Genomic DNA, 23053 nt, shown 5'->3' with positions numbered 1-23053 from the left:
CGACCGTTTGGGAGACGCACGGGATGGGCGATATTCTGGGTTATGCCCGCGTCAGCACCGGCGATCAGGACGTGGCTGGACAGACCATGCGTCTGGAGGAGGCCGGCGCGATCAAGGTGTTCACCGACGTCATGTCGGGCAAGAGCATGGAGCGGCCCGGTCTGGCCGAACTGATCGCCTATGCCCGCAAGGGCGACACGCTGGCGGTGGTCCGCCTCGATCGGCTTGGGCGCTCGCTCGCCGAATTGCTCACCACGGTCGAGACGCTACGCGGCCAGGGCATCGCGCTCCTGAGTCTTGAGGAAAAGATCGACACATCGTCGGCCGCCGGCGAACTCATCTTCCATGTGTTCGGGGCCATCGCCCATTTCGAGCGGAGACTGATCTCCGAGCGAACCAGGGATGGGATCGCCGCCGCGCGCGCCAAAGGCAAGTTGCCCGGCCGTCAGCCGCTCGACATGTCCAAGGTACATGCCGCCATCAAACTGGTCGAAGCGAGCATCTCGCCGACAGAAGCAGCACGACAACTCGGCATCGGCCGATCGACCATCTATCGAGAAATGCGCCGCCTCGGCGTGGAAAGGCCCATCTGAATGTCCAGATCGAAATCGGCTCACGATCTTTCCGGCCTGATGAAATATGCGGATCGCGCGCCATGGGATGAGGCATTGGCCGAAATGCTGTCCGCGCATCTCGATCCGGCGAGCGAAGCGACCGGACTCGAGCCTGACGCCATATTCGAGATAATTGGCGATCACTGGCAAGGGCCGCTATGGGGCTGCGCCTTTGAAGATCTGCTTACGCAGGAACTGGAACCCGACGGTCGCAATCTGGTCGATGACTATCTCAAGCGCCGGGGCTGGAACGAAAAGGCGCCGAACAAGGCCTATATGCGCGCGTTACGCGATACGGTCATGTCGCTCTATGAGGTCAGCGAAGTCGTGCCTGGTCAGTCGATGACCTTGCGCGATCTGCTGCGCGACGTTGCTCCGGTGACGGTGCGCGAACACGGTGCAACCCAGACCCTGGTCAACTGGGACAAGATCGCCGCAAGGGTTGTCGACGTGAACGGGCGCCATGGCATTTCCGGAGCGCTGTTGCCGTTCAGCGCTGAGGGCGCCGTGCGAGTGGTCGAGGCATTTTCCCGACTTGCCGACGAAACTCAGGACACTGCGGAATTGGACCCGTCCGATCGGGACGCGCTTCTGGGAGCATCGGGACCGATGTTCACGAACATGTGGCTGCTCGACTGTCTGGGCAAGGCCATGCCCGGCAGCGCGCCGGATATGGTCAACGCCGACGGCGATGACCTGGTGTTCCACCGTATCGTTTTTCCGCTGGCGAAAGGCGTGGTCGGCAAGAGCCTGATCCGAAGGCTGAACGCGGCACAATGGCTGGAACCTGCCAGCGACAGTTTCTGGAACTGGCTGGCACCAGCGACGAAGAACAAGAAGCCGCAAGCGACCAAAGGCAAGCGGGCCTTCGTCACGACCATGGATGACGGCACGCCGGTTTTTGCCAATGTGGAACTGGCAGGGCGCAAGCTGATCGTCGAGGTAAACAGTGCCGCCCGCGCGGAGCGAGCAATTACCCAGATGGGCGAATGGCTTGGTGATTGCGTGAGCGCGCCTATGGCCGAAATCCGGACGCTCGATCAGGTTATGGCCGACGATGCCGCCCGCACGCCACAGGACGAGGCGCTGGATATTCCACCGCATGAAATGGAGCGCATCGTTCACGATATGCTGACCCGTGAATATACGAAAACGCTCGATGAGCCGGTCCCAGCCCTCAGCCACAAGACGCCACGCGTTCTGGCCTGTACAAAGGCGGGGCGGGTAAAGGTAGCCGACTGGCTCAAATATATCGAAAATGGCGCGGCAAAATCGGGCACCGCCGATCCGATGGGCACCTATGACTTTACATGGATGTGGGAAGAACTGGGGCTTAGCGACCTCCGGCGGTAACGGCCATCATGCGGTTCTTGAAATGTTCTCGCTTAGCGTTGTCTGGCGTACCTTCCACGCGATGCCCTCAAGATCGATGCCAATCCGCTCCGGGGTTAACCCCGGAGCGGATTGGCGCTCACCTCAAACTGGGGAATTTTCATTCGGCACTTTTGGGGAGAATACGTCCGGCACCGACACGCGGCGCATCTTTGCGTTCTGCAGCTCGAGGAGCGCGTTGCGCGCTTCGAGGTCGCTGTTGATGGCCTTGATGCGGGCCGCTTCGGCCTCGGCTTCAGCAAGCCGAGCAAGTGCCTCGTCGAGGCTCAAAACCGCAGGGGAAGCACCGCTCTCCATCGCCTAGATCGATAGCAGAATCTGGCTGAATCCTGAAGCATTTTTATATCGTTAGCGTAATTATCCGGCCATCCGCGGACGCCATGTTGCCTGCGGGTTGCGCCAGTCGATCCCCTCCAGCAAACACGACATCGCCGAGGCCGAAATGCACACCGCACCGTCCTTGGCGGAAGGCCAGATGAACCGTCCGTGCTCGAGCCGCTTGGCATAGAGGGACATGCCGATGCCGTCGTGCCACAGGATCTTGCATAGGGATCCCTTACGACCGCGAAAGATGAAAAGGTCGCCCGCGAACACGTCTTGATGAAGGCCGTGTTGAACCTGCCGGGCGAGGCCAAGCATGCCCCGGCGCATATCCGTGTGCCCCATCGCGAGCCAGATCCGCGCTTGTCCTGGAATCGGGATCACGCGCGCAGCCCCTGCAGTGCCGCCGTGACCAGCGCCGGCGGTGCATGGGGGGCAATCCGCACCACGGCGCCAGCAATCTCGATCTCGATAGCGACCGAGCCAATATCGACCGTCGGTTCGGCCCGCAGGCGCTCCGGCGTGTCGTCGACCAGCACCGGCACGAAGCCGCTCTCCGGTTCCGGGTCTGGATCGAGCAACTCCTTGCGCCAGCGATAGAGCTGGGCCGGTGCGATATCTGCCGCCCGTGCAATCTCCGACACGTTCGCACCCGGCTCCAGGGTTGCCTCGATCAACTCCAGCTTCTGATCGTCCGTCCAGGTGCGGCGACGCTCGACACCCGTTATCACCGTCACTTGCGTCATCACACCGAGCCGTCGCTAATACCGATGCAAATAACATTACTTGCACCAGGACGATCTCACCCACGCTCGCGAACCATGCAAGACGGCCCCCGCCGGAGGGATACCGTTCGATCGCCCAGGCCGGCGTCGGTTCGGGATGGCTGTTCGCCTGCAGCAGAATATCACGCACCGTCATTCTCTCCTTCTGTTCAATGTCTCTGTTCACCCCCGATGCATCAGCGGCGTCGATGTCCCGCGCCCGCGACCTCAACGCGCATCGCGCGCATCCACCGGCGGAGCGGAACGAGCCTGGCGCCGGCGCGCAAAGATGTTCAGCGTCTCGACAGCCGCCGAAAAGGCCATGGCCGCATAGATATAGCCCTTCGGCACATGCGCGCCGAACCCTTCCGCGATCAGGGTGGTGCCGATCAGCATGAGGAACGCGAGGGCGAGCATTACCACCGTCGGATTTTGGCCGATGAAGTTCGATAAGGGCGTTGCTGCGAACAACATCACGCCCACGGCAACGACGACAGCGATGACCATGATTGCGATGTTGTCGGTCATACCCACCGCCGTGATGATGCTGTCGATCGAGAATACGAGATCCAGCATGATGATCTGACCTATCGCCGCAGCGAAACCGATACCCACTGTTCGGGTATCGAAGAGGTCGTCATTGGGGACCGGATCGATGTTGTGATGGATTTCCTTTGTCGCCTTCCACACCAGGAACAGGCCGCCTGCGATCAGGATCATATCCCGCCAGGAGAAACCGTGCCCGAACGCGGAGACTACCGGCTGTGTCAGCTGAACAATCCAGGCCACCGACGCAAGCAATAGAAGGCGCAGGCCCAGCGCAAGGCCGATACCCACTCTTCTTGCGCGCACGCGATGCTGCTCCGGCAGCTTGTTGCTGAGGATCGAGATGAAGATGAGGTTATCGATGCCGAGCACCACCTCCATCGCGACGAGCGTCGCGAGTGCCGCCCACGCTGCGGGCTCCGTCGCGAGCGCCGCAAATCCCTCCATCAATGTCATGAAATGCCTCCCGCACGGTCGCGCGTGTCTCGCGATCGCGGAAGATCAACATGATCGAACATCACAGCATTCCTCGCCTGACCTTGTCGAACGAGCGGTCTGCCATGTGCCATGAAAAATGATTTCCGGACCGGCATCGAGCGCACTCGATGCGGTCCGACATCACGATCATCCTCGGATCGTCAGAGGGGCCCGGCCCGCATGATCGCAAAGCTATACGAAGCAGCGGCAGATTCAAGAGAAGGCTGCTTTGGCGCGGGCCGGTCTGTTCGCGTTCGCGAGAGACATCTCCAGCGCCCAGCGGCCCCCTCAACCTCACTAGGAGATGCGACCATTGAAATCCTGATGCTTCCCCTCCATTATCTCGGACGCGGGCCGGGCCCCTCTGGCGATCGCCTGAAGCGGTTGCGATGTCGGACCGCATCGAGTTTGGCTCGGTGCAGGTCGGAAATTTCCTGATCCCCAATCGAGCCCTAGATACTGGGAGTCCTGATATGACGAATCCAGGGGCTGGTATGCCATGTCCCGTGTGCGCCGTTCCGCTCGTGATGAGCGAGCGCCAAGGCGTCGAAATCGATTATTGTCCGCAGTGCCGCGGAGTCTGGCTCGATCGTGGCGAGCTCGACAAGATCATCGAACGCAGCGCTCGCGATGCGCCTGCACAGACTGCGGCGCCTGTGCCGCCGTCACCGCAGCCCACCGCGCCTTGGGGGCACCAGGCAGGATACGGCCACAAACCGTACAAGCGGCGCAAGTCCTTCCTCGAAGAATTGTTCGACTAGCCGCTTCGAGGCCCAAGCAGAAGCTGCCACGTGCTGCGGGCTTGACCGACGCTCAACTGAGCGTCGGTCCCTTCCGGCTTGCCTCGCAGAACAGCCGACTCAATCGTCCCAGTCGCGGTCACGACGCACCGACAGGACGCGCTGTCCCCGCCGGTCCATGTGCAGCGTGATCTCCCGGCCCTGTGCGTCGAAGCCTTCGACTTCGAGACGCCCGTCGTCCCGTTCGATTTCCACCACATCGACTATTCCTGCGCGCTTGACTGCATCGACATTCGGTACACGCATTGGGCCAAAGCGGCGCCGCTCGTCGAAATCGTCGTCCCAGTGCGCGTTGGCAAAAAATGGCTGATTCTTCGCCGCGGCCGGCACCGGTTCCGCCAGCGCTGTCGAAGCAACGACGATACCTCCTACGCCCGCGGCGCCAAGCGCTACAGCCAACAAGCTCCGTTTCATTCTCGTGTCTCCTGATCGAGTCACCTTGGCGATGACCCGTCCAACATGCCCCCCGCTGCCTGACAGCGATCCAACCCGGGCCGTCAGCGGGGTGTCAGGACCGATCAGGCAGATCTTACTCCATGGGTCCCCGGCATCGAACATTGGTAGCGATGGTCCTGGCGCTGCTGAGCGCCTGTGATGGCGGCGGCGCAGGCGACCAGGCAAATCCGGCGCGCCAGCCGGACGTGCCGGAGAACAGGGCCCCCCTCCCGCCGCCGCCCCCCTCCCCCGCCGAAGAAGGTGCCGGCTCTCAAGAACAGGTCGCGATTGTCGCGGCCGGCACGGAACAGGCGCCGTCCCGGTCCCTCGATCCATCGCTGCTCCCCCTCGAACGCATCCTCAAGATCGCGCAACGTCGGGTCGCCGGTGACGTCATCGATGTCGAATTGGAAGACGACGACGGCACACCTGAGTATGAAATAACGATCCTCACTGCCGACAGCCGTTCGATCGAGATGAAGATCGACGCGCGAAGCGGCACGATCCGCGAACTCGAAGAAGACTGAAATGCGCCTGCTGCTGGTTGAAGATGATGAAGCAATCGCCAAGGGCCTGTCGGACGCCCTTGCCCGCGCCGGATTCACGGTCGATCACGCGGAAGATGGGGAGAAGGCGTGGGTGATGGGCGGGGATGAGGATTATGACGTGGTGGTGCTGGATCTCGGCCTTCCCCGCCTTGATGGCCTGACCGTTCTCAAGCGCTGGCGAAGTGAAGGGAGGACATTTCCGATCATCATCCTTTCGGCACGCGGCGCATGGCTCGACAAGGTGGAAGGCATCGAGGTTGGCGCCGATGAGCGTCGAAGCCGCGCTCGAGGCATTGGGGGCCATCGTCGAAAATGCGGCGCGCTACGCCAGCGCGACAGTCGAGGTGCTTGCCGGATCGGACGGGAAGGGCCGCTGGATCGAGGTGAACGACGATGGCCCCGGTATTCCGCTTCATCTTCATTCGGCCGTGCTCGAGCGCGGTGTGCGCCTTGACGAACGGGGCCAAAATCACGGCCTCGGCCTCTCAATCGCCCGGGAAATCGTCGAGGCGAGCGGTGGCGAGCTGTCCTTGCGATCCAATGCAAGCGGCGGCCTTTCCGTGCTTCTGAAATGGAATGAGTGATAGCCAAGCGGACGGCTGATACTCCAGCACACCTGATCCACGCGTATCCGCGATGAACAGATCGCCAATGAATGCTGACGCCGAGGCTGACAATCGGAGCCAACAGCTTAGCGAAGCCCACGCTGAAAGCTGACTTCAGTTCTAACCTGAAGGGTTGTCGACCCTCGCGGCAAAGAGCATCGGTCCATAGACGGCAAGAAAGACAAGGAACGCACCGCCCCAACAGAGCCCGGCGATTTCCATGCCCACATTGTAATCGAATACGCCGCTTGGTGCTCCGATACGTAGCAACGCGCCGAATGTAATCAGAGTATATGCGAGCACGGTCCCCGCATCGGCCTTCAATGGCCGCCCGGTATGTCCCAGGGTAGCGCGTGACATCACGGCTAGGATCATCGTCGCCATGGCACCAGCGGTGAGGGCGTGAATTGCGGCCGAACGGGAGACAAGAGCCCCAAACCCGACAGCGGCGATCAGAAGCAAGCCTGTCGGTATCCAGAGATAACCGATATGGAGGATGAGCACGAGCGGATCGCGCAGCGTCCGCCAGCCTCGCCACCTCGACATTCGGACCAATTGAAGCGCACCGGACGCCGAGAGCAGCCAGGGCACGACGCGCGCCTCGGGAGAAACGGTCCAGACCAACAAGGCAATCCCGGTTACTCCGATGACCACCAGATCGAAGCGCGTCGGTTGGCCGGGGAGCCCGTCCTTCATTCCTTGCTTCGCCATCCAGTTGCGCGTGAACGACGGGATGATGCGCCCGCCAATGAGCGAAATCATCAAAACGACCAGCGTGATTGCCGCCCGCCACCCAAGGTCGGGATCGCCTATCACTCCCGCGCCTGCCGCATGATCGAGCGCATTTGCAATTCCGAACAGGAGAACCAGAGCTACGACGGGAAGGTTGCGGTTTTTCGCCGCAATCACCTCGCGCGCGGCAACCGCCGCAAGCACGCAGTAAAAGCCGACATCAATTGCCGCCGCAACGACCGGTCCAGTCAACGCGGAAAAGAGGACGCCAAGTCGTCCCATCAACCAGAGACCGGTCAACATGGCGAGGGGCATCCCCGCAATGGGAAGGCGGCCTGTCCAGTTCGGAATGGCCGTCAGGAGGAATCCCGCGATGACCGCGCCCACAAAGCCGAACAGCATTTCGTGTCGATGCCACGCGAGCGGGTCGAGGACCGTGGGGAGAACAATCTCGCCCGCCAGGGTGAGCAGCCACAAAGTCAGCGCGGCAACGGCCCAGAGCGGCCCCAGGAAGAAGAACGGCCGGAAAGCACCTCGCAGGATCGGGGGCGAGGCAGCCATTCGGGCGCGCCGCAACGCGAGCATCTGCTCGCCTCTTGTCGATGTCGCCTGATTGATCGTCATCTTCCTGACGAGCGCTCCTCTCGACGTCACGAGACGAAACTAGAACATTTTTTCCGCCCAGGCGATCACGATGATGACAGGCCGGGTAAGAGGCCTGGCCCGTTCCGCTCCGCTGGCGGATCTCTCGAGGTGAGAAAGCTGCATTTCGCAGCGGATGCGGCAACCGCGATACGCCTACGGCGCAATGCGGCGCTTGGTCAGGCGTGCTCCTTTGAAAAGCGCGCGGCGAGCCGTGCACTTGCCCCGCTCCTGGTCGCGAGCCTGGCGCCATACCGCATCACGGTCTTGGGATCGCGCCAGCGGTACGCCTGCATGATTGCAGGCAGAGCCTCCCCCGCCGCGAAATTGTCCTGCGCGACCCCCACCCGGATCGAATGCGACGATACCGCCGATACCCAGCGTTCCAGCTCCGCTTCCGAGATCGGCCCGAGCAGCTTCTTTGCCCAGGCGGCCCGAATGACCCGCCTGTAGATGAGCGTGATGCTGTTGGGGTGCAGCCGTTCGGTGCCGATCGCCGCGACCGACCCATCAAAATGCGTTTCGACCCGGCGGAACAGCGGTCCTTTGCGGATGCCTGCCTTCTCGCGCCATCTCGCGATCGCATCCATCGTCGCAGGCGAAAGATAGGCATAGGCCCCCTCCCCTTCCCGGTCGGTCTTGCTCGACGGAATGAACAGCGTGCCCGCGCCATCGCTGTCCGGCCCTTCGATATGTCCGACCTCGATCGCCACCAACTCGGACCGGCGCGCCCCGGCGTCATAGGCCACGCGCAGCAGGGCGGCGTCCCGCAAGCCCAGCTCGTCCCGACGGCATGCCTTCAGGAGATGGACAAGGCAAACGCCCGACGGCGGGCTGTCGAGATCCGCGATGTCACCCTTGAAGCGCAGCGCGCGCGCCTGGCGCTGGCGGACGCCGAGCGATTTGCGCGCCGCTTTCATCTCGAGCTTGACCAGCGGTGCGGCGGTGGGATCGGCAATGCCCGCCATTCGGTATGCCCAACCGACGTTTACGATGTAGCGTTCAATCGTCGCCATCGCCCGAATCGTTTCGTCGGACAGCTCGAGCCCAGCAAGCGATCGAACCCAGCGGGAGACGTCGTGTGGCTTGGCCGACGGCGGGTCGAGGCGATTGCGGCGGCACCATTGTCCCCAGATGGTCAGGTCCGATCGGAACGCGCGGCGTGTATTATGCGACCAGCCCCGGACGGCAGCAGACACAAGTTCCGCATCGATCGGCGCAGATGCACCGACCAGGTCGCGCACGTCGCGCACCACCAAGTCGAGCACAGCGCCATCGCGCACGTCCATGGCTGCCGAAAGCGTCATCGGGAGCGTCTCGTCACGCGCCCCCTGTCAGATCGGCAGGACGCGCCCTCCAACGATCCTGATCGTGGCGCCGCCATTCGGGGTCGATCGCCATCACCTCGCGATCGAGGATCTCGACGATGCGCTGCGCGGCTGGCCTCCCGAGCAGCACGTCCGCCGCGTCGTAGATGCCGCGGCCGTAGCGGCCGACGAGCAATGCCGCCAACCCCGGCGTTTCTTCTCCGCGCGATACGGCAACTGCCCGGCTTCGCGCATAATCCGTTACCAGCGCGGTGAGCTTACCTTCTGCGGCATGTTCGTCCATTGACTTCTCCGTGCTCTAGCCGTTGGCCGCGAGCGCATTCAGGCTTCTTGGTCCACTTTCACCAAGGCCGACTGGCCTTGTGAAGCGCGATATCCGTCACCGCGAAATCCTTGCCCGTGCACAGCAGCGGCTCGCCGCGTTCTCTGGCCACAGCATAGACCATAAGGTCGAGCAGGTTGAGCGGTCCGCCATTGCCGTTCCCAGAACCGTAAAGCGGTTCGGCTTCGTTTGCGATCCTCGCGTGGTCATGCGTGAACGCCAGTGTCGCGCAGCCGCGGCGTTCGAACTTGGCAAGCATATCCTCAGCTTCGGCCCGCAGACCAAATCGCTGGTTGCTCGCGACACGCACAAACTCAACCATGGCGGGTGCCGGAATTCCGCCTCGTTCGGCGACGATCGCCTCGACCAGCGCCTCACTGCCCTCCTCGCCCGTCAGCACCGCGATCAGCGCCGAAGTATCAATGATCATCGGGGCAACCCGTCCTCGTCCCAAAGCTCGGCGTCAATCTCCGCCATGGTCGGATATGTTCGCTTGGGGACGCGCGCTTGGATCGCCCTAATCTCCGCAAGGAACGCGTCTCGGTCCTTTTCCTTTGGCAGCGGCATCCGGTCCAGCGCCTCTTCGATAATTTCAACCTGGCTGCGGCCGTCGCGGGCGAGCAGTTCGAGGCGCTTGAGCGCATGATCGGAGCGGATGGTGATGGCGCGCTGTTTGCGGCGCGGCGGATGATGGGCGGCAGTAGCCACGACGGCACTCCTACGGTTCAGATTTGATCGGCCCCTGATTATAGTGGCCGTGCTGCTACAGCGCAAGCACGGTTCATCTAATGTTGATAACGATCCATTATCAACACTAGGCATCCGGGCATACTTTACTGAACTTTGCTTTCAGTTCACTATTGGGCATGGCTGACATGCCCTCGCCCGCCTCTTATGGCCCCGATTATACCCCACAAATGGCGGCAGCCATAGCGTCTTGCACCGCGTCCATTTCTCGCCTGGATGCCCGAATTTCCGTCAGTTCCGCCGCCTCGGCATGGAACCGGCGGGCTACCTGGTCAGGCTATGCGCGGGCGCTGCAACTGCAATCGGCCGAGGTCGACGAAATCGACGTATTTTCCTGGGGTTGCGGGCTCCAGATCCCCGGCCGGCCGCTGCGCTCGACCACCCTCGACCTGTTCGACCGCTTCGATGCGTGGGCCGCGGCGCTCGCCGATCCCGACCCGCTCGCCTGGCGCGATACGCTGCCCACCGCCATCAGCGCGCCGGCGGTTGCCACGCAGCACCCTGCCCTCGTCCGCGCGCTCGATCAGGTCCGCCAACACGCGCTGGCGGATGGCGGCATCCTGCCCTGGCTCGGCCTGCCGTTCGCGCTACGCGATAGCGGCCTCTCCGCGAGCACCCTCCCCTGCCTCGCCGGCGGCGCCAAGGCGTTCCGGCTGAAGCGCAAACCCGACGCCGATGATTGGCTGGCGGTGTTGCGGGCGCTCGAACGATCGGCGCGCGAGGGTCTGGAACGGCTTCACGATCTGGAGAAATTTCATCGCAACGCCCAACGCGCGATCGTCGAAGCGTTCCGTCCGGGCGCCCTCCCCCGGCTGCTCGCGCTCACGCATCATCGCCCGCTGCTATCGCCCCAGGGAGTTGCCGATGCGCTGGCCCTCAGCGTCGCCGGAGCGAGCAAGCTGCTGGAGCGGGCCGTCGCCGCGGATCTTCTGGTCGAGATTACCCAGCGGCGCAGCTGGCGGCTGTTTCTGCCACCGGACCTTGCGGTCGAATTCGGTTATGCAGCACCGAAGCGCGGCCGTCCGGCGAAGGAGCCCCCTCCCCTGCCCGCGAGCCGCGACCTCACCGTGGCTTTCGATGCATTTGATCAGGAAATGGCCGCCATCGACAAGCTGCTTACAAGCGCGCGCGGGCCAAAGCTTTCGTCGCCATGACAGGTGTTGCGAATCAAATGCGAATTTGCGGTGGGAGCAAGTGGGGTTCACAATCATGTGCGCTCTGATTTTGATCACAAACTTGTGACAACTGGCCCAAAATACGGCCCAGCCAGACGCCCGCACAGAGCGATTTGACGCTATTCATGAGGCCGTGGATGCCAGAAGGCCCAAAAGCGCCTGGTAAGGCTCTGGCGGCGTTTTAGGACTATTTCTCGGTTTGTTCCGATTTTGACGGGTGCGCTGGATATGAAGCACCCTGGCTTCGGCGGTATGTACCCTAACATTTCACAAGCTGATCGAACGAGGTGATGTCGCGTGAGCGCTACGCCAGCTGGATGCCCGTTCGATGGCAGACGTTCAGCATCGAGGTAGATCCAGGCTTCCAACAGGCCCTCGAGAGTTTGGACTTCGATCTGGGCTCGCCGACATTCGATTCTTTCGAAGGCGTCGAGGCAGACCCGGTGATGAGGTAGGTCAGGCGACAGGATGAGGTGAACCGGGATCTCGTCCGCCATCGTCCGCGGGAATCAAGGCAGGGTAGCCAAGATGATGGGACCAGCTTCGAGTGCGCATCGTCGAGTGTTGTCGCGCTGATTGATCGGGAGGCGGGCGATGCACGGTTCGGCAGCGGATGTTGAACGCCATCCTCTGGATGCTCTATGCTCGTGCGAGATCGGGCACTGGGCCTTGTCATTGTGTTCGGTGCTTGCCGATGGCGTCCCCTCCCCCTTCAATCTTTTCAAAGAAAGGGAGAAGCGCCGCAGGCGCCGTTAATTCCTTTAGAAATAAAGATAGAAAGTTAGGCTGTGGATGCGCCGGACGCGACTCATGGATTCATCACGAGTCGGGGAATTCAGCGCGTTCCCGTAATACCGTCTGACCGTTCCTGAAATACCCTGTGCGGTGTTCCCATTGGACCGTGATTCGGTTCCCAATGTACCGTGCGCCGTTCCTGAAATACCGTGTGGGCGGGTCATTGGAGATCGGGGCGGAAAGGGCGGTAAAACGCGTTTTACTCGATGCTACATCCCTGATTTCCCGGAGTTTTGAGCTTCCTGACGACACAGGCGGACACAGTTGATAGCCACTCTTGTAGCCGCGATCATGACACTCGGGCACTTGCTGGCCGGGAAATCGGCAAGGCCTCCCGACTCTCCCACGGTATATTAGGAACGAAGGGCCGATCGAGACAGGCGGCCAGCCTCTGGAGCGGAGTTTCGCTCTGGTTTGAACTTCAATGACTGGCTGCCGGGCGCTTGAAACGGCGGTCGCCGGGCCATCATCTCCGGGCCTGGCGAGGCGTGAATACACGTCGATGGCGCGGTACTTTGGGAACGGCCGCCTATTGGGCTCGGCCGTTTGATCTCGTCTGCCATGGCGGACCGAGGCGGCGGAGTTTTCCTCCGCACGGTATTTCAGGAACGCCTGATCGATTGCCGCGGAGCCGATCTCGATGAACGATCGCAGCGTTCCCCCCCTTCCCTTCCCTCTCGTTCCAGGAAGCGCCGGCACGAGATTGACCCGCCATCTGCTTTATCCGGCTTATATCCTGGTTGCTTGGAAACGACGTGCGATGATCGAAAGGGTGTCCGCGTTCCTGATGTACCCGGCGCCGGTCAACTGGTGGGATGATCGATGCCCGAGCCTGGCCCGGAAGGACGTAACGGCTTGGCCAAGGTGGCTGTGACTTCGGCCCGCACAGCGTAATAGGCGAAAATAATGGCGGCAACGCCCGGCCGCTGAGCCCCGCGTCATGGCTGAGATCTCATATTCTATGGGATAGCGTCCCGGTAGGACGGGGTGCTCGGTGGGGAGGGGCCGCGCAACTGCCGGCCCTTGTCCGTCGGTACTTCAGGAACGCAAGAACTATGCGCAACTCGGGTAGCGGAAGGTTGTTCCTGAAAGGCCGCGCTGTTCGAAGCGGCGCTGTAGCGCGCTACAGCGCCGCGCGTTGCTTCGAACAGAATGTTGCGAAGATCTGCGTGATGTTCCTGGCGTCGTATGCGATTTCGCGCTGCCTCAGGAATGACCGAAAGTCGTCGGCGACCATGCCGTGGTCACGCTGCGGTTCGGGCAGGTTGGCCCGTGCGATGGCGCCAAAGGCGCTATGGGCGATATGTCCATATTCCGGGAAGGCGATCGGCGGTTCGTCGATCGCCTTGTCTTGTGCGGAAGGAGTAGCCCGGCCAGGCGTGGGTGCAGTCTGGACCAGGGCAGGGGAGGGGGCTCCGGGTTCGCTCGTGAGGTTGCGCCTGACCATGCGCAGGAACGGTTCGGCCTCTGCGCGCAATTCCAGTTCGAGCGCGTAACCCGGCAGCGCGTTTTCCCGGACGATCTTGGTCATCTCGAATTTGAAGCGACGATAGTCACCTTCCGCGCCCGATTTTTCGAACAGCGTCGGCATGGAGATCGCGAAGCCGTCCGTTCCGGCGCCGCCGGCGTGCTTGCGCGCAACCCGGTACAGCCAGCGTTCTCTCCCCCCGGTGAGCGAGAAATAGGCGGGATCGATCGCGAGGACGCCGCCTTCCATCAGCACGCCGTCGTAAAACCACTTGGCGAGGGTGATGCGCATACCTCGCACGTTGCCCGTGCGGTCCTTGAGCTGACTGTAGCTGTCGATCCAGGAGAAAGTGGTTTCGACAGCGTCGCCCGAGCGGATATTGGTCTTCACCGTGGTTGACTGCAGACGGTCAAGCGCATTGCCCAGCAAGTCATAGGCTCGGCCGCCGACCTCGCGTTTGAGTGTCCTGAGCATGTCGTAGGGCACGACGTTCAAGGTTTGCGGAATGTCGTTCGCACCGCGGCGCTTATGTTCGATGAGCACCGAGGCGCAGTAGATCAGGATGTCGAGATCGTAGATCGTGGCGAGGCCATATTCCGAGTTGGCCGAAACATGGACGGTAACTTTTCGGTCCGGACTGACATAGTCGATCGGCTTCAGGCGCTTGCGCTTGGACAGGGAAAAGAATGGGCGTTCCATCGTTTCGCGCTGGTCGCGAAGCGGCAGTGCCGTCAGTTGCGGCAGAAAGAGGTCTACTTGACCGTCTTCGCGGTAGTCCTGTGGCATCTCATGTCCTGCAACACGCGTAAAACGCGTTTTACTCCATCATAACGATTTGAAAATAAAAGATTTATTGTGGATTCTCATTATCGCGCAAATCTCGCGCTCTCGATGACCGGACGCAGTGCGTCCAGAATCTCATCGACCGATGCGCGGCCTTTTGGATTGATGTTGATCGTGATGCCCTTCGCCTTGGTATCGGCGAGAACTTGTCCGATCTCCTTGCCCGAAGCTGCCGTCAGAGCCGGCTTCGCCTTTGGCGAAGGCGCAGGCCTGGAAGGTGTCACGGCCGCGGCCAGGCGTTCGCAGACTTTGCTGCCCTCGATCTTTTCCGCGCCGGCGGCCAGCAGCTCTTTCTGCTCGGCGGCGATTATGGCCGCCTCACCGAGAATGGCGTCGCGATAGCGCTCATCCTTGATGAGCGGCGACAGGCGCATGCCGTGACGGACCTTCAGGTCGCCTGGTTCCGCAAATGCGCTCACCACCTCGTCGGGGAGTTCGGCGAGTTGCAGCAGATTGTGAAGATTCTGCTTGGGGATCGCCAGGCGCTCGGCCATCTGCGCCCTGACGCCCTTATAATAGGCTTCCACCGCGTGCCGATAATTTCGGGCCCGCTCGAGATCGGTGACGTCCTCGCGCTCCCGGTTTTCCAGGTCCGCGAGACGGAAGGCGCCTTCGTCATCGAGCGTTTCGATCCGGGCTACGAGTTCGATCTCGCTATGGTTGTTCGCATGGAGCCAGGAGATCGAAAAATGACGACGTGTGCCGACGATCAGCTCATAGGGCTGTTCGGCATTGGGGGTTCGCCTGACGACCACCGGTTCGCGATTGGTTCCTTCCTCCCTGATCGATTCAATCAGGGAGGCGCAGCGGTCATAGCTAAGCGCCGCATAGTCGCGCGCATTGCCTGGCCAGATCGAGCATTCCGACGGCTTCAGGCGAATGGTGAGGCGCTTGACGGTGCGCGCGATCTCATCGAACGCAACCCCGCGCCGTTCGAGGAAGGACGGTGTCGCCGGTTCTTCGGCGGGCTTTTCTCGATCCGCGTGATCCCCGGCGACGGGACCATCGGCCGCGCGTGTCGGGGGCGGTGTCGTGCCGATGCTTTCGATGGCGTTCGCCAAGAGACTCCGCCGTCTGCCCCCCGCGCTGCTCATGCGGCCTCCGTCAACCGATCGGTGCCAAGCTGCGCCATCCGCGATGGCCACTGCTTGCAGATGTCTTTCTCTACCTCGCGGAAGACCATGTTGAGATTGTCGCGGCAGCGAACATAGGTCTGATGCGAGCCGTAGGGTTTGTTGATCTCGTAAATCGAAGACATCGAAAGTCCCGCATTCTTGATCTCTTCCGAGAGCAGAATCGGTGTCGAGAGCATTTGTCCGGCGTAGGTCTTCTCCATGACCTGGAGCATCTGCGCCTCGTTCGTGCGACTGGGCTGGAACATCGTGCAGACGACCCGAATGAAGCCATAGTCGATCGACGTGTCGAACTTGGAGACGAGATCCATCGCCTCGCGGCAGGTCTGCATGAAATGAATGGTCGACAGATAGTCGAGCTGCCGGGCAGGGACGGGGATCAACAGGCCATCGGCCGCAGTCAGCGTGTTCACGCCGAGAAACCCCATGGCCGGGGGAGGGTCGAGAATGACGACGTCATAGTCGTGACGAACTTCCTCCAGTCCGATCCGCAGCATGCGGAACGCGCCCGCGATCGCTGTCGGTCCTTCCTCGATCGTCGCGGTCAGTTCCCATTCGGTGTCCTGCAGGCCGAGGTTCGCCGGGCAGATGTCGATATTGGGCCAGGCTGTCTTCTGGATCGTCTTGCGCAGCGAATCCGCTTCGTCGATGCGCGGCGACAGGAAATTCGACAGCGTATGGGTCTCGTCGACCAAGGCCTCGAGATTGACGTCGAACATCACGCTCATCGAAGCCTGGGGATCGCAGTCCACGACAAGAACCCGGTAACCCCGCAGGGCAAGATAATCGGCAAGGTGCTTGCCCGTGGTCGATTTGCTGACACCGCCCTTGAAATTCTGCACGGCCACGACGACCGCTCGCTCGGACGGCAATTTGCCCATCTTGATACCGAGCGCTTCGCGAATCGCGATCAAATCCTCGACCGTGTAATATCTGCGCCCGTTGGCGGACGTCTTCGGCGCAGGAAGGCGTCCACGCGCTTCCGCCTTGGACAGGGCTTCGGGCGTCCTCCCCAGAAACTCCGCGGCGACCGAGGCCCCCATTGAAATATTGAGGGTTTTCCTGTCGGATGGATCTATCGCCGCTTGCCGCAGAACGGTTTTTGCATTCTCGCACGAGGTGATCATCGCATCGAGAATCTGACCCGACAGCATGGGCGTTGTCCCCCTTCTCAACCCAAATTGGCCTTGGTTCGTGAAAAAGGTCGAAAAAAGACCCCTTATCCCGGACAGCTATGCCAAAAGGATGGTGGTTAGTCAAATTGGTAGCAGCTGGCGCCATCATGCAAGGACAACGCTGCTCTCAGATGGAGAGTCCGGGATCATTCCGGGCGAACGGACAAGCTCCGGTTTCCATGCGAATCAAGTGATCGCCAGAATTGGCGGCAAGCATAGATCGGTCTTGTCGCCGCTTCGAGAATGGAACTCAAATTCCTTCCCGGCGGCATCCGAGTTGGCGGTGGTCCACGAATCGGACAGGGCCAGAACTGCCGCTGACGATGTTCTCCTGGCGCTCGAATAGGCGGCGACAAGGCCCACCGCCATCGAGGCATTCATTCCGCTCGCAGGAAATCCCATCCGCAAACCGGCCGTGCACCCCGGTGGCTATTCGCGCTTCCTCGATCCGCGCACGCAGCCCGGAGCACAGATAGACCGCGATCTGATGGCCGGGAGAAAGAGGGAGAGGGGCAGGGGCATGCAAGCAGGAGGAATGCCATGCCGCTTACAGCCCGACGACCATCCCAGGAACTCATCGATCTCGTAGGTGCTCTCGGTGGCACCTGGCATGGCCGCACCGCCATGTGCCTGTGCCCGGCGCATGCTGATAGCACACCAAGCCTCTCGATCCGTCAGGGCGATCGCGGTATTCTTGTCACTTGCTTTGCCGGTTGTGATCGCGAAGATGTCCTGCGCGAATTGCGCCGGATACCGATCCGGCAACACTACTCCTACCGGGACATGCCCGCGCGCGCTTCGGGCAATGCCGCACGGCTCTGGGAGGAGGGGCTTCCGATCCCGGGCACTCTCGCTGAGCGTTACCTGACGCTGCGGCATCTCGAGCCGCCTACCGATGATCTCCGATTTCATCCACGCTGTCCTTATCGTCCCAAGCCCTGGACCACGTTCCATCCCGCCTTGCTCGTGGCCGTGCGCGAAGGGCGGCGACTGACTGCCATCCAGCGCATCTTCCTCGACCGGGAAACCGGCAAGTACCGCATGAAGCTCATGCTGGGGCGGCCAGGGCAGGGGGCATGGCAAGGGGGAGGGCGGGCGGCTTCTTGCCTGGCGCTTGCCGAGGGCTTCGAAACCGCGCGGGCCTTCACCCTCATTCAAGGAGCTCCCTGCTGGGCGAGCTTGGGTGCACGGCGTCTCGATCAGATCCTGCTGCCGCAAGGTCTGACATCCTTGATCCTCGCCGTCGACAATGACGCCGAAGGTGAACTGGCGGCGGCACGCGCGGCGTTGCGATATGCTCGGCCCGGTCTTGAGATAACGTGGATGGCGCCGCGCGGCGTCAAAGACTGGGCGGAGGTATTGGAGGCGTCTATGGGATCATTGCGATGAACGAGGCCCGCAGGACGCATATCCGCTCGATCGCCCTGGACCGCGACGTGCGGTTCCTGCTGCATTTCACCCAAGCTGCGAATCTCACTGGGGTCGTGAAGCATGGCTTATGGCCGCGCCGCGATCTGGCAGCAGCCGATCATTTGGCATACGCCAGTGATTACGGCCGATTGGACGGAAACAAAGACGCCGTCTCTGTTTCGATTTTGTGCGTGAGCGAGCCGAGGTTCGCTGGCGGCGAAGAGGAGAGGCGAGACCTCGCACCCCATTTTCCCACCGACCGTGAAGCCGAAGTGCAAGTTTTTCAGCGGATCGAAGCCGACCACATTCCTGGTGCCATCGTCGGTCAACCGGGACTGGCGGAACCCGTGAGAGCTACTCTGAAATGGCTGTCCGGCCGACTGCGGCGGTGGTCGATCGCATCCTCGCTACTGCTCCGATTCGAAGTTGCGGTTTTCGCGGCAATGCCAGAGGCGCAGTATGAAGATCGTTCCGGCCGCGATCTCGTAGCGCATCTCGTAGTTGCCGACGATGATCCGGCGGACCTCGCGCGGCTCATAGGCTTCCAGCTTCTCGCCGATCCTCGGATAATCGATCAGCCGATCCGGTGCGTGGGCGAGTTGCTGGACCACGCGCGCCGCCGCTTCGGGGGCGACCGGACCCAGATGCTCGTGCAGTCGCACAAGGTCCGACGACGCCTTGCTGGTCCACTGGATCTTCATTTGACCGGCGAGGGTAGCGGCTTGTCCGTCCCAAGGCTGTCGGCCCATGCCGTGATCGCCTGGTGGTCGATCACCCGTCCGGCATCGACATCCTCCAGGGCTTCGAGCGTCATCCGGTGACGCTCCTCCTCCTGATCGACCCAGGCGGCGAGCGCTTGCTTCACCACCCAGCCGCGCGAGCGTTCGAGTCGCGAGGCCATTGCTTCAACCTTTTCCGCGAGCCCCAGAGGGACATGCGCGGTCAATACCTTCGTCTCGGTCGCCATGTTTATCACCTGTTATCAGTCCGATTAAAATATAATCATACTGACGAGAAAACGCAAGTTGGGGAGCCGTGGAGTCGAGAACCGGGCGAAGGCGCTGGAGGCCGCGCTCCGCTATTTGCCGTCCTTCAAGGCGTCCTTGACCCGCTGCCGCATTTCCGCAGCCTCCGCCACGTCATGCGGCCTTAGATCGAAGCCGTCGGGCAATTGCCAGCGGCACCGATATTCGCTGGCGCGCATCGAATGGGACGAGGACAGGTGCCGCTGCAGGTTGCGTACACAAAGCGCCGAAAGAGTGTCGGAGCAGCGCGTTCCGGATTCGAACAGCCAGTCCAGGGCGGCTTGATCTGAAGGTCGCTCGGCTGTCTCAGGCCAGGGAGCATTCCGAGTGAAGGTCTTCGCCGACGACAGATCGGGCGATCGCCGCCAGATGGGGGTGATGGGTGAAGAACAGCACCTGCGTCGATCGCGCGAGTTCCGCCAGCACCCTGAAACCGGCCTCGGAACGCTCATCGTCGAAATTGACGAACAAGTCGTCCGCGAGGAAGGGCAGGCGAACACCGGCCGCGATGGATTGCTCGACAGCTGCGAGGCGAAGCGCGAGAAAGAGCTGGTCCGTGGTTCCCTCGCTCATCGCCCCGACGTCCACCACGGTCCTGCCATCGTCGCGCAACCCCAGGAGCCGTGAATTGGGTCCGTCGCTGTCGATCCGCAGCGCCGCATACCGCCCGATCGTCAGCCGGCGGAAGATCTCGCTTGCGCGCAGCAGCATGGGATCCTGATGGCGCTCGCGATATTGTTCAATCGCCCAGCGTAGCGTGACGGCCTCGGTTCGCTTCAGGATAAAATCTTCGGCAAGAACAGCGAGCTCGGCCCGGGCCTGCTCGGCATCCGAGGCCGCGTCGGCGGACGAGCCGCTTTGCGCCTCCAGACCGGCAAAGACTCTCCTGGCATCGCCGTGGGCGCTTGCGGCAGTGGCAACCTCATCGTTGAGCTGGGTCAGCTGCCCCGAGAGCGACTGGATTCGGACGGCCAGACCGTCAGCATCGACGTCTTCCAGGGACGCGACAAGCTCATCCAGTCCCTTGCCGTCGCCCGCCGCGACGATCGCGGCTTCCGCTTCGCTGACCGCGTGGCGCAGGGCGCGCGCTGCTCGCGAACGCTCGATGGCCGCACCCAGGCCCTGCAGGTCGGTAGCGCCCGTCTCCTCCAGAAGCGCGGTCAGCGAAGCCCAGGCCGCAGCATGCCGTGCGTCTTCGGCCGCCATCTCAGCGCTTCGGCCGGCAATGCTTTCCTCGAGTGCCTCCAGGACGCTTGCGGTCGAGCGCGCCGCCGAGAGCCGGGCCCGCATCCCTTCGAGTAGCGTCACTCCGCCGCCCGAGGCGGCAATCCCCAGCCTTTCGGTTAGGGCCGCAACGCTTTCGTCATGTTCACGCGCGTCTCTCGCTATGCCGTCGATGCGTGTCTGCAGGTCTCGCTGCGCGGCAATCGCGGCTCTGAGCTCGTCCAGGACGTCGAGAGTTGCCGGAGCGCTGGCTATGTCGAGATCGATGTCCGCTTCGACCAGCAGCGCGCGCCAGGCCTCCATCCGCGTCGCCATACTCTCATCGACACGCGTGCGGCGGCGCTGCAGACCTTCCGCATCCTGCCCGATTTGTACGAGTGCGGCCTCGTCGAGTCTGTGCTGCTCGGCGGCCGCCTCGCCGGCTTGCCGAATCCGTGTGGCGAAGGCGAGCAGCGGCAGGAGGTCTTCTCCCTTGGGCACCGACTCGTCTGCGAGGGCGGCGACCAGGCTGGCACGCAATTCATTGCGCCGCGCAACGATCGCCCTGGCATCGTCGTGGGCATCGATTGCCTCCTGATGTGCTGCTTCAGCCGTTTCCCGCTCGGACACCCAACCGAGGAACCGATTGGGCTCCAACGCCGGAAAGCCCGCCTCCGCCAACTTTCGTGCCCAGCCCGTCAGCGCGCTTTCGCGACGATCGCTTGCCGCCTGCGCGCGCGTGTCCGCCTGGTCAGCGGCCAGAAGGAGCCTGGTCCGGCGTTGACCCATGACCGTCAGACGGCTCGACTCGTCGGCGGCGGCGTAGCGGGCATCTCCGCGTTCATCTGCTCGAGCGACTGCCGTCTCATAAGCATCGACAGCTTCATCAGGGGAGGGGAGGGCCATGCCTTGCCGCATGTGCGCGCGCAGCGGTCGCCAGAACGCGTCGCGCTCGCTTCGAACCGCGGTGATCTCCTCGTCAGCCACCGCAGCGCCCGACGAGAGCTGCTCCATTTCGAGCGAGAGCGCCTCGGCCTCTTCGCGGGCGCGCGAAGCGGCGTCTGTTGCCCGCTGCAGATCGGTCTCGGCCTCGGCAAGGACGGATCGCACGTCTTCGATTTCGTGCCGTGCCAGTCTGGGAAGCGCGGCCAGGGCCGATGCGTCCCCGCTCCAGGGCGTGAGCCGAGCGAGCGCCACGTCCAGGCTGGCCGCGGCCCGGTCGGCTTTGCGCTGCGCCAGTTCGCAGCGCGCGTCCGCATCGGCCCCGAGGGTCCTGGCAAGGTCGATCGCCGTTACGATCGCGGTCAGATTTCCTGTTTGGGGGCGATCCGCAATCTTCCGCTCGATCGCGACACGCCTTTCAGCCAGGTCCTGCTCACTCTCGTCGATCTGCCGGAGCGCCGCGAGATCCTCGGCATGACCGAGCGCGATTTCGCGCAGTCTGGAACTTACGATCCGGGTGGGGGGATCGGAGGCGAGCGCGCCGGCTTCGGCGCGGAGCCGGGCGACAAGACCTCCCGATGCGGATCGCTCCTCGCTCAGACGCGCTAAGTCCTGTTGACCCTTTGTCACCGCGCCCGACGAAGCGATCAGCGCGTCGATTTCGGCGTCGTGGGCGAGGACCGACGGATCAGGAGAAAGCGCCTCGATCTGTGCCCGGGCTTCGTTCACCAGATTCTGCGCGGCGGCCCTTGCACGCGAAGCGGCCTCCATCTCGGCCATTGCCGCTTCGGCGGCGTGCTCGCGCTGCGGCCCGATATCAATCGTATCCATGTGGGCGGCAAGCGCCGCGAGATGGTCGCTGCGAAGACGGACGGCAGGCGCAATCCGGCGGATGCGCTCGAGGCGGCTGACCTCGGCAAGAACTTCGTCGCGCCGCCGCTGAACCTCTTCGAGCATCTGCTGGGCGTCCGCGACCGCGCCTTTGGCATCGAGCCAAGCCTTCGGCTTGAGGGCCTGGTCCCGGACTGCTCGGGTCTGCGCTTCGAAATCGCGTTGGGCCTGCGTGAAGCTCCGCCTCGCCGCGGCGCGTTGTCCCCAGATCGCATCGGCTTCGCTCTCGAGGCGAGCCAATTCGTCCGCAACACCCGTGAGCCCGGAGCCTGCGGCAAAGAGGGCTCGGCCCAGGTCGTTGCGGGCCTCGACCATGGCCCGCCCGCCCGCTCGCAGGCCATCCTGGTCGAGGCTGAAGGAGAGTGCGAATGTCTCGCGCGTCTGCCCCCGCAGCATGGCGAGCAGCATAGCTTCGTCGAGGAGACGATCCTCGGCATCGATCAGTGTCCCGGCCGTCCCCTTCTTGCGGCGACAAGCGAAGCTGTGCCCCTCGTCCTCGAGCACGGCCCCAACGCGCAGCAGGGCGTAGTCGTAGACGAAGTTGTAGGGAGACCGTGCCGGGAAACCGAACAACAGATCGGAGACCGCCGCAAGCGAGGTCGATTTTCCCGCTTCGTTGGCGCCGTACACCACGTGAAGATCGGGCTCGCCTTGGCGAAAGGAAAGCTCGCAATCCTCGAAACGACCATAACGCTCGAGTGACAGGGTGGCGAACCGCAT

24 protein-coding genes and 1 pseudogene are annotated in these 23053 nt (G+C 62.6%); 8 read left to right on the top strand and 17 right to left on the bottom strand.

Annotation, left to right across the window (positions count from 1 at the left end; translation table 11 throughout):
• The first annotated feature begins 23 nt into the window (after positions 1 to 23).
• Together EQG66_RS13490 and EQG66_RS13485 are read left to right on the top strand one after the other, a co-directional pair.
• Positions 24 to 593 (top strand): recombinase family protein, encoded by a 570-nt coding sequence (locus EQG66_RS13490; protein WP_013849886.1) that lies wholly within the window; start codon positions 24 to 26, stop codon positions 591 to 593.
• A complete protein-coding gene (locus tag EQG66_RS13485) occupies positions 594 to 1967 on the top strand; it encodes a DUF7986 domain-containing protein (RefSeq protein WP_031293519.1) in 1374 nt (457 codons plus the stop codon). It begins immediately after the preceding gene.
• 123 nt (positions 1968 to 2090) lie between these two features.
• On the opposite strand, the gene EQG66_RS13480 is transcribed toward EQG66_RS13485, so the two are convergent.
• The 4 genes from EQG66_RS13480 to EQG66_RS13465 form a co-directional block, all read right to left on the bottom strand.
• Complete coding sequence (locus EQG66_RS13480) at positions 2091 to 2303, bottom strand: hypothetical protein (protein ID WP_129405079.1); 213 nt, start codon at positions 2301 to 2303, stop codon at positions 2091 to 2093.
• Positions 2304 to 2363: 60 nt separating this feature from the next.
• The gene (gene tnpB / locus EQG66_RS13475; RefSeq protein WP_037486792.1) at positions 2364 to 2711 is read right to left on the bottom strand and encodes an IS66 family insertion sequence element accessory protein TnpB; all 348 of its coding nucleotides are present in this window, start codon (positions 2709 to 2711) and stop codon (positions 2364 to 2366) included.
• A complete protein-coding gene (gene tnpA / locus EQG66_RS13470) occupies positions 2708 to 3073 on the bottom strand; it encodes an IS66-like element accessory protein TnpA (RefSeq protein ID WP_037486794.1) in 366 nt (121 codons plus the stop codon). The genes tnpB and tnpA overlap by 4 nt, the downstream gene beginning before the upstream one ends.
• A 246-nt stretch (positions 3074 to 3319) precedes the next feature.
• A complete protein-coding gene (locus EQG66_RS13465) occupies positions 3320 to 4084 on the bottom strand; it encodes a TerC family protein (RefSeq protein WP_037487488.1) in 765 nt (254 codons plus the stop codon).
• Between the two features lie 503 nt (positions 4085 to 4587).
• Here EQG66_RS13465 and EQG66_RS13460 point away from each other — a divergent pair.
• Positions 4588 to 4875 carry a TFIIB-type zinc ribbon-containing protein gene (locus EQG66_RS13460; RefSeq protein ID WP_129405084.1) on the top strand — a complete coding sequence of 96 codons (288 nt, stop codon included), beginning with the start codon at positions 4588 to 4590 and terminating at the stop codon, positions 4873 to 4875.
• A gap of 99 nt (positions 4876 to 4974) precedes the next feature.
• On the opposite strand, the gene EQG66_RS13455 is transcribed toward EQG66_RS13460, so the two are convergent.
• Positions 4975 to 5328 carry a hypothetical protein gene (locus EQG66_RS13455; RefSeq protein ID WP_037487485.1) on the bottom strand — a complete coding sequence of 118 codons (354 nt, stop codon included), beginning with the start codon at positions 5326 to 5328 and terminating at the stop codon, positions 4975 to 4977.
• 152 nt (positions 5329 to 5480) lie between these two features.
• On the opposite strand from EQG66_RS13455, the gene EQG66_RS13450 reads away from it, so the two are divergent.
• The 3 genes and pseudogenes from EQG66_RS13450 (at position 5481) to EQG66_RS15645 (ending at position 6481) form a co-directional block, all read left to right on the top strand.
• On the top strand, positions 5481 to 5876 hold the full coding sequence (locus tag EQG66_RS13450; RefSeq protein WP_066521301.1) for a PepSY domain-containing protein: 396 nt from the start codon (positions 5481 to 5483) through the stop codon (positions 5874 to 5876).
• Position 5877: 1 nt separating this feature from the next.
• Positions 5878 to 6105 (top strand): annotated as a pseudogene (locus tag EQG66_RS15770) (response regulator); the annotation flags it as partial.
• Between the two features lie 58 nt (positions 6106 to 6163).
• On the top strand, positions 6164 to 6481 hold the full coding sequence (locus tag EQG66_RS15645) for an ATP-binding protein (RefSeq protein WP_037487314.1): 318 nt from the start codon (positions 6164 to 6166) through the stop codon (positions 6479 to 6481).
• 141 nt (positions 6482 to 6622) lie between these two features.
• Here EQG66_RS15645 and EQG66_RS13435 read toward each other — a convergent pair whose 3' ends face one another.
• The 5 genes from EQG66_RS13435 to EQG66_RS13415 form a co-directional block, all read right to left on the bottom strand.
• The gene (locus EQG66_RS13435; RefSeq protein ID WP_051585721.1) at positions 6623 to 7858 is read right to left on the bottom strand and encodes an NnrS family protein; all 1236 of its coding nucleotides are present in this window, start codon (positions 7856 to 7858) and stop codon (positions 6623 to 6625) included.
• A gap of 197 nt (positions 7859 to 8055) precedes the next feature.
• On the bottom strand, positions 8056 to 9183 hold the full coding sequence (locus EQG66_RS13430; RefSeq protein WP_020819377.1) for a tyrosine-type recombinase/integrase: 1128 nt from the start codon (positions 9181 to 9183) through the stop codon (positions 8056 to 8058).
• A gap of 13 nt (positions 9184 to 9196) precedes the next feature.
• Entirely contained in the window at positions 9197 to 9487 is a 291-nt protein-coding gene (locus tag EQG66_RS13425) for a hypothetical protein (protein ID WP_020819378.1), read from the bottom strand.
• A gap of 58 nt (positions 9488 to 9545) precedes the next feature.
• Positions 9546 to 9956, bottom strand: a complete 411-nt coding sequence (locus EQG66_RS13420) for a type II toxin-antitoxin system VapC family toxin (RefSeq protein WP_020819379.1) — start codon at positions 9954 to 9956, stop codon at positions 9546 to 9548.
• A complete protein-coding gene (locus tag EQG66_RS13415; protein ID WP_020819380.1) occupies positions 9953 to 10234 on the bottom strand; it encodes a hypothetical protein in 282 nt (93 codons plus the stop codon). Before EQG66_RS13415 ends, EQG66_RS13420 begins: the two co-directional genes overlap by 4 nt.
• A 158-nt stretch (positions 10235 to 10392) precedes the next feature.
• On the opposite strand from EQG66_RS13415, the gene EQG66_RS13410 reads away from it, so the two are divergent.
• The gene (locus EQG66_RS13410) at positions 10393 to 11427 is read left to right on the top strand and encodes a hypothetical protein (protein WP_025160827.1); all 1035 of its coding nucleotides are present in this window, start codon (positions 10393 to 10395) and stop codon (positions 11425 to 11427) included.
• A gap of 1939 nt (positions 11428 to 13366) precedes the next feature.
• On the opposite strand, the gene EQG66_RS13405 is transcribed toward EQG66_RS13410, so the two are convergent.
• The 4 genes from EQG66_RS13405 to EQG66_RS13390 form a co-directional block, all read right to left on the bottom strand.
• Positions 13367 to 14497 (bottom strand): replication initiator protein A, encoded by a 1131-nt coding sequence (locus EQG66_RS13405; protein WP_020819382.1) that lies wholly within the window; start codon positions 14495 to 14497, stop codon positions 13367 to 13369.
• Between the two features lie 80 nt (positions 14498 to 14577).
• On the bottom strand, positions 14578 to 15648 hold the full coding sequence (locus EQG66_RS13400; RefSeq protein WP_025160828.1) for a ParB/RepB/Spo0J family partition protein: 1071 nt from the start codon (positions 15646 to 15648) through the stop codon (positions 14578 to 14580).
• Positions 15645 to 16841 (bottom strand): AAA family ATPase, encoded by a 1197-nt coding sequence (locus tag EQG66_RS13395; protein WP_015460581.1) that lies wholly within the window; start codon positions 16839 to 16841, stop codon positions 15645 to 15647. The genes EQG66_RS13400 and EQG66_RS13395 overlap by 4 nt, the downstream gene beginning before the upstream one ends.
• A gap of 207 nt (positions 16842 to 17048) precedes the next feature.
• A complete protein-coding gene (locus EQG66_RS13390; RefSeq protein ID WP_020819384.1) occupies positions 17049 to 17231 on the bottom strand; it encodes a hypothetical protein in 183 nt (60 codons plus the stop codon).
• A gap of 171 nt (positions 17232 to 17402) precedes the next feature.
• On the opposite strand from EQG66_RS13390, the gene EQG66_RS13385 reads away from it, so the two are divergent.
• Positions 17403 to 18251, top strand: a complete 849-nt coding sequence (locus tag EQG66_RS13385) for a DUF7146 domain-containing protein (protein WP_066521295.1) — start codon at positions 17403 to 17405, stop codon at positions 18249 to 18251.
• 428 nt (positions 18252 to 18679) lie between these two features.
• On the opposite strand, the gene EQG66_RS13380 is transcribed toward EQG66_RS13385, so the two are convergent.
• From EQG66_RS13380 to EQG66_RS13365, 3 genes are all read right to left on the bottom strand, one after another.
• A complete protein-coding gene (locus tag EQG66_RS13380; RefSeq protein ID WP_223308239.1) occupies positions 18680 to 19021 on the bottom strand; it encodes a type II toxin-antitoxin system RelE/ParE family toxin in 342 nt (113 codons plus the stop codon).
• Entirely contained in the window at positions 18970 to 19239 is a 270-nt protein-coding gene (locus tag EQG66_RS13375) for a CopG family ribbon-helix-helix protein (protein WP_020819389.1), read from the bottom strand. Before EQG66_RS13375 ends, EQG66_RS13380 begins: the two co-directional genes overlap by 52 nt.
• Positions 19240 to 19603: 364 nt before the next feature.
• Positions 19604 to 23053, bottom strand: a complete 3450-nt coding sequence (locus tag EQG66_RS13365; protein ID WP_020819391.1) for an ATP-binding protein — start codon at positions 23051 to 23053, stop codon at positions 19604 to 19606.

The organism is Sphingobium fluviale (assembly GCF_004122115.1).
Classification (GTDB): Bacteria; Pseudomonadota; Alphaproteobacteria; order Sphingomonadales; family Sphingomonadaceae; genus Sphingobium; species Sphingobium fluviale.
The sequence above is the reverse complement of the archived record's forward strand: the minus strand, read 5'-3'. Positions and strand labels throughout refer to the sequence as shown.

Coding starts and splice junctions, on each gene's coding strand:
- EQG66_RS15645 (WP_037487314.1), top strand. CDS start 6,164: ATGAGCGTCGAAGCCGCGCTCGAGGCATTGGGGGCCATCGTCGAAAAT.
- EQG66_RS13405 (WP_020819382.1), bottom strand. CDS start 14,497: ATGCCACAGGACTACCGCGAAGACGGTCAAGTAGACCTCTTTCTGCCG.
- EQG66_RS13365 (WP_020819391.1), bottom strand. CDS start 23,053: ATGCGGTTCGCCACCCTGTCACTCGAGCGTTATGGTCGTTTCGAGGAT.
- EQG66_RS13490 (WP_013849886.1), top strand. CDS start 24: ATGGGCGATATTCTGGGTTATGCCCGCGTCAGCACCGGCGATCAGGAC.
- EQG66_RS13435 (WP_051585721.1), bottom strand. CDS start 7,858: ATGACGATCAATCAGGCGACATCGACAAGAGGCGAGCAGATGCTCGCG.
- EQG66_RS13430 (WP_020819377.1), bottom strand. CDS start 9,183: ATGACGCTTTCGGCAGCCATGGACGTGCGCGATGGCGCTGTGCTCGAC.
- EQG66_RS13485 (WP_031293519.1), top strand. CDS start 594: ATGTCCAGATCGAAATCGGCTCACGATCTTTCCGGCCTGATGAAATAT.
- EQG66_RS13420 (WP_020819379.1), bottom strand. CDS start 9,956: ATGATCATTGATACTTCGGCGCTGATCGCGGTGCTGACGGGCGAGGAG.
- EQG66_RS13385 (WP_066521295.1), top strand. CDS start 17,403: ATGCCGCTTACAGCCCGACGACCATCCCAGGAACTCATCGATCTCGTA.
- EQG66_RS13460 (WP_129405084.1), top strand. CDS start 4,588: ATGACGAATCCAGGGGCTGGTATGCCATGTCCCGTGTGCGCCGTTCCG.
- EQG66_RS13375 (WP_020819389.1), bottom strand. CDS start 19,239: ATGGCGACCGAGACGAAGGTATTGACCGCGCATGTCCCTCTGGGGCTC.
- EQG66_RS13480 (WP_129405079.1), bottom strand. CDS start 2,303: ATGGAGAGCGGTGCTTCCCCTGCGGTTTTGAGCCTCGACGAGGCACTT.
- EQG66_RS13455 (WP_037487485.1), bottom strand. CDS start 5,328: ATGAAACGGAGCTTGTTGGCTGTAGCGCTTGGCGCCGCGGGCGTAGGA.
- EQG66_RS13395 (WP_015460581.1), bottom strand. CDS start 16,841: ATGCTGTCGGGTCAGATTCTCGATGCGATGATCACCTCGTGCGAGAAT.
- EQG66_RS13450 (WP_066521301.1), top strand. CDS start 5,481: ATGGTCCTGGCGCTGCTGAGCGCCTGTGATGGCGGCGGCGCAGGCGAC.
- EQG66_RS13425 (WP_020819378.1), bottom strand. CDS start 9,487: ATGGACGAACATGCCGCAGAAGGTAAGCTCACCGCGCTGGTAACGGAT.
- EQG66_RS13465 (WP_037487488.1), bottom strand. CDS start 4,084: ATGGAGGGATTTGCGGCGCTCGCGACGGAGCCCGCAGCGTGGGCGGCA.
- EQG66_RS13410 (WP_025160827.1), top strand. CDS start 10,393: ATGGCTGACATGCCCTCGCCCGCCTCTTATGGCCCCGATTATACCCCA.
- tnpA (WP_037486794.1), bottom strand. CDS start 3,073: ATGACGCAAGTGACGGTGATAACGGGTGTCGAGCGTCGCCGCACCTGG.
- EQG66_RS13400 (WP_025160828.1), bottom strand. CDS start 15,648: ATGAGCAGCGCGGGGGGCAGACGGCGGAGTCTCTTGGCGAACGCCATC.
- EQG66_RS13390 (WP_020819384.1), bottom strand. CDS start 17,231: ATGGCGGTGGGCCTTGTCGCCGCCTATTCGAGCGCCAGGAGAACATCG.
- EQG66_RS13380 (WP_223308239.1), bottom strand. CDS start 19,021: ATGGGCCGACAGCCTTGGGACGGACAAGCCGCTACCCTCGCCGGTCAA.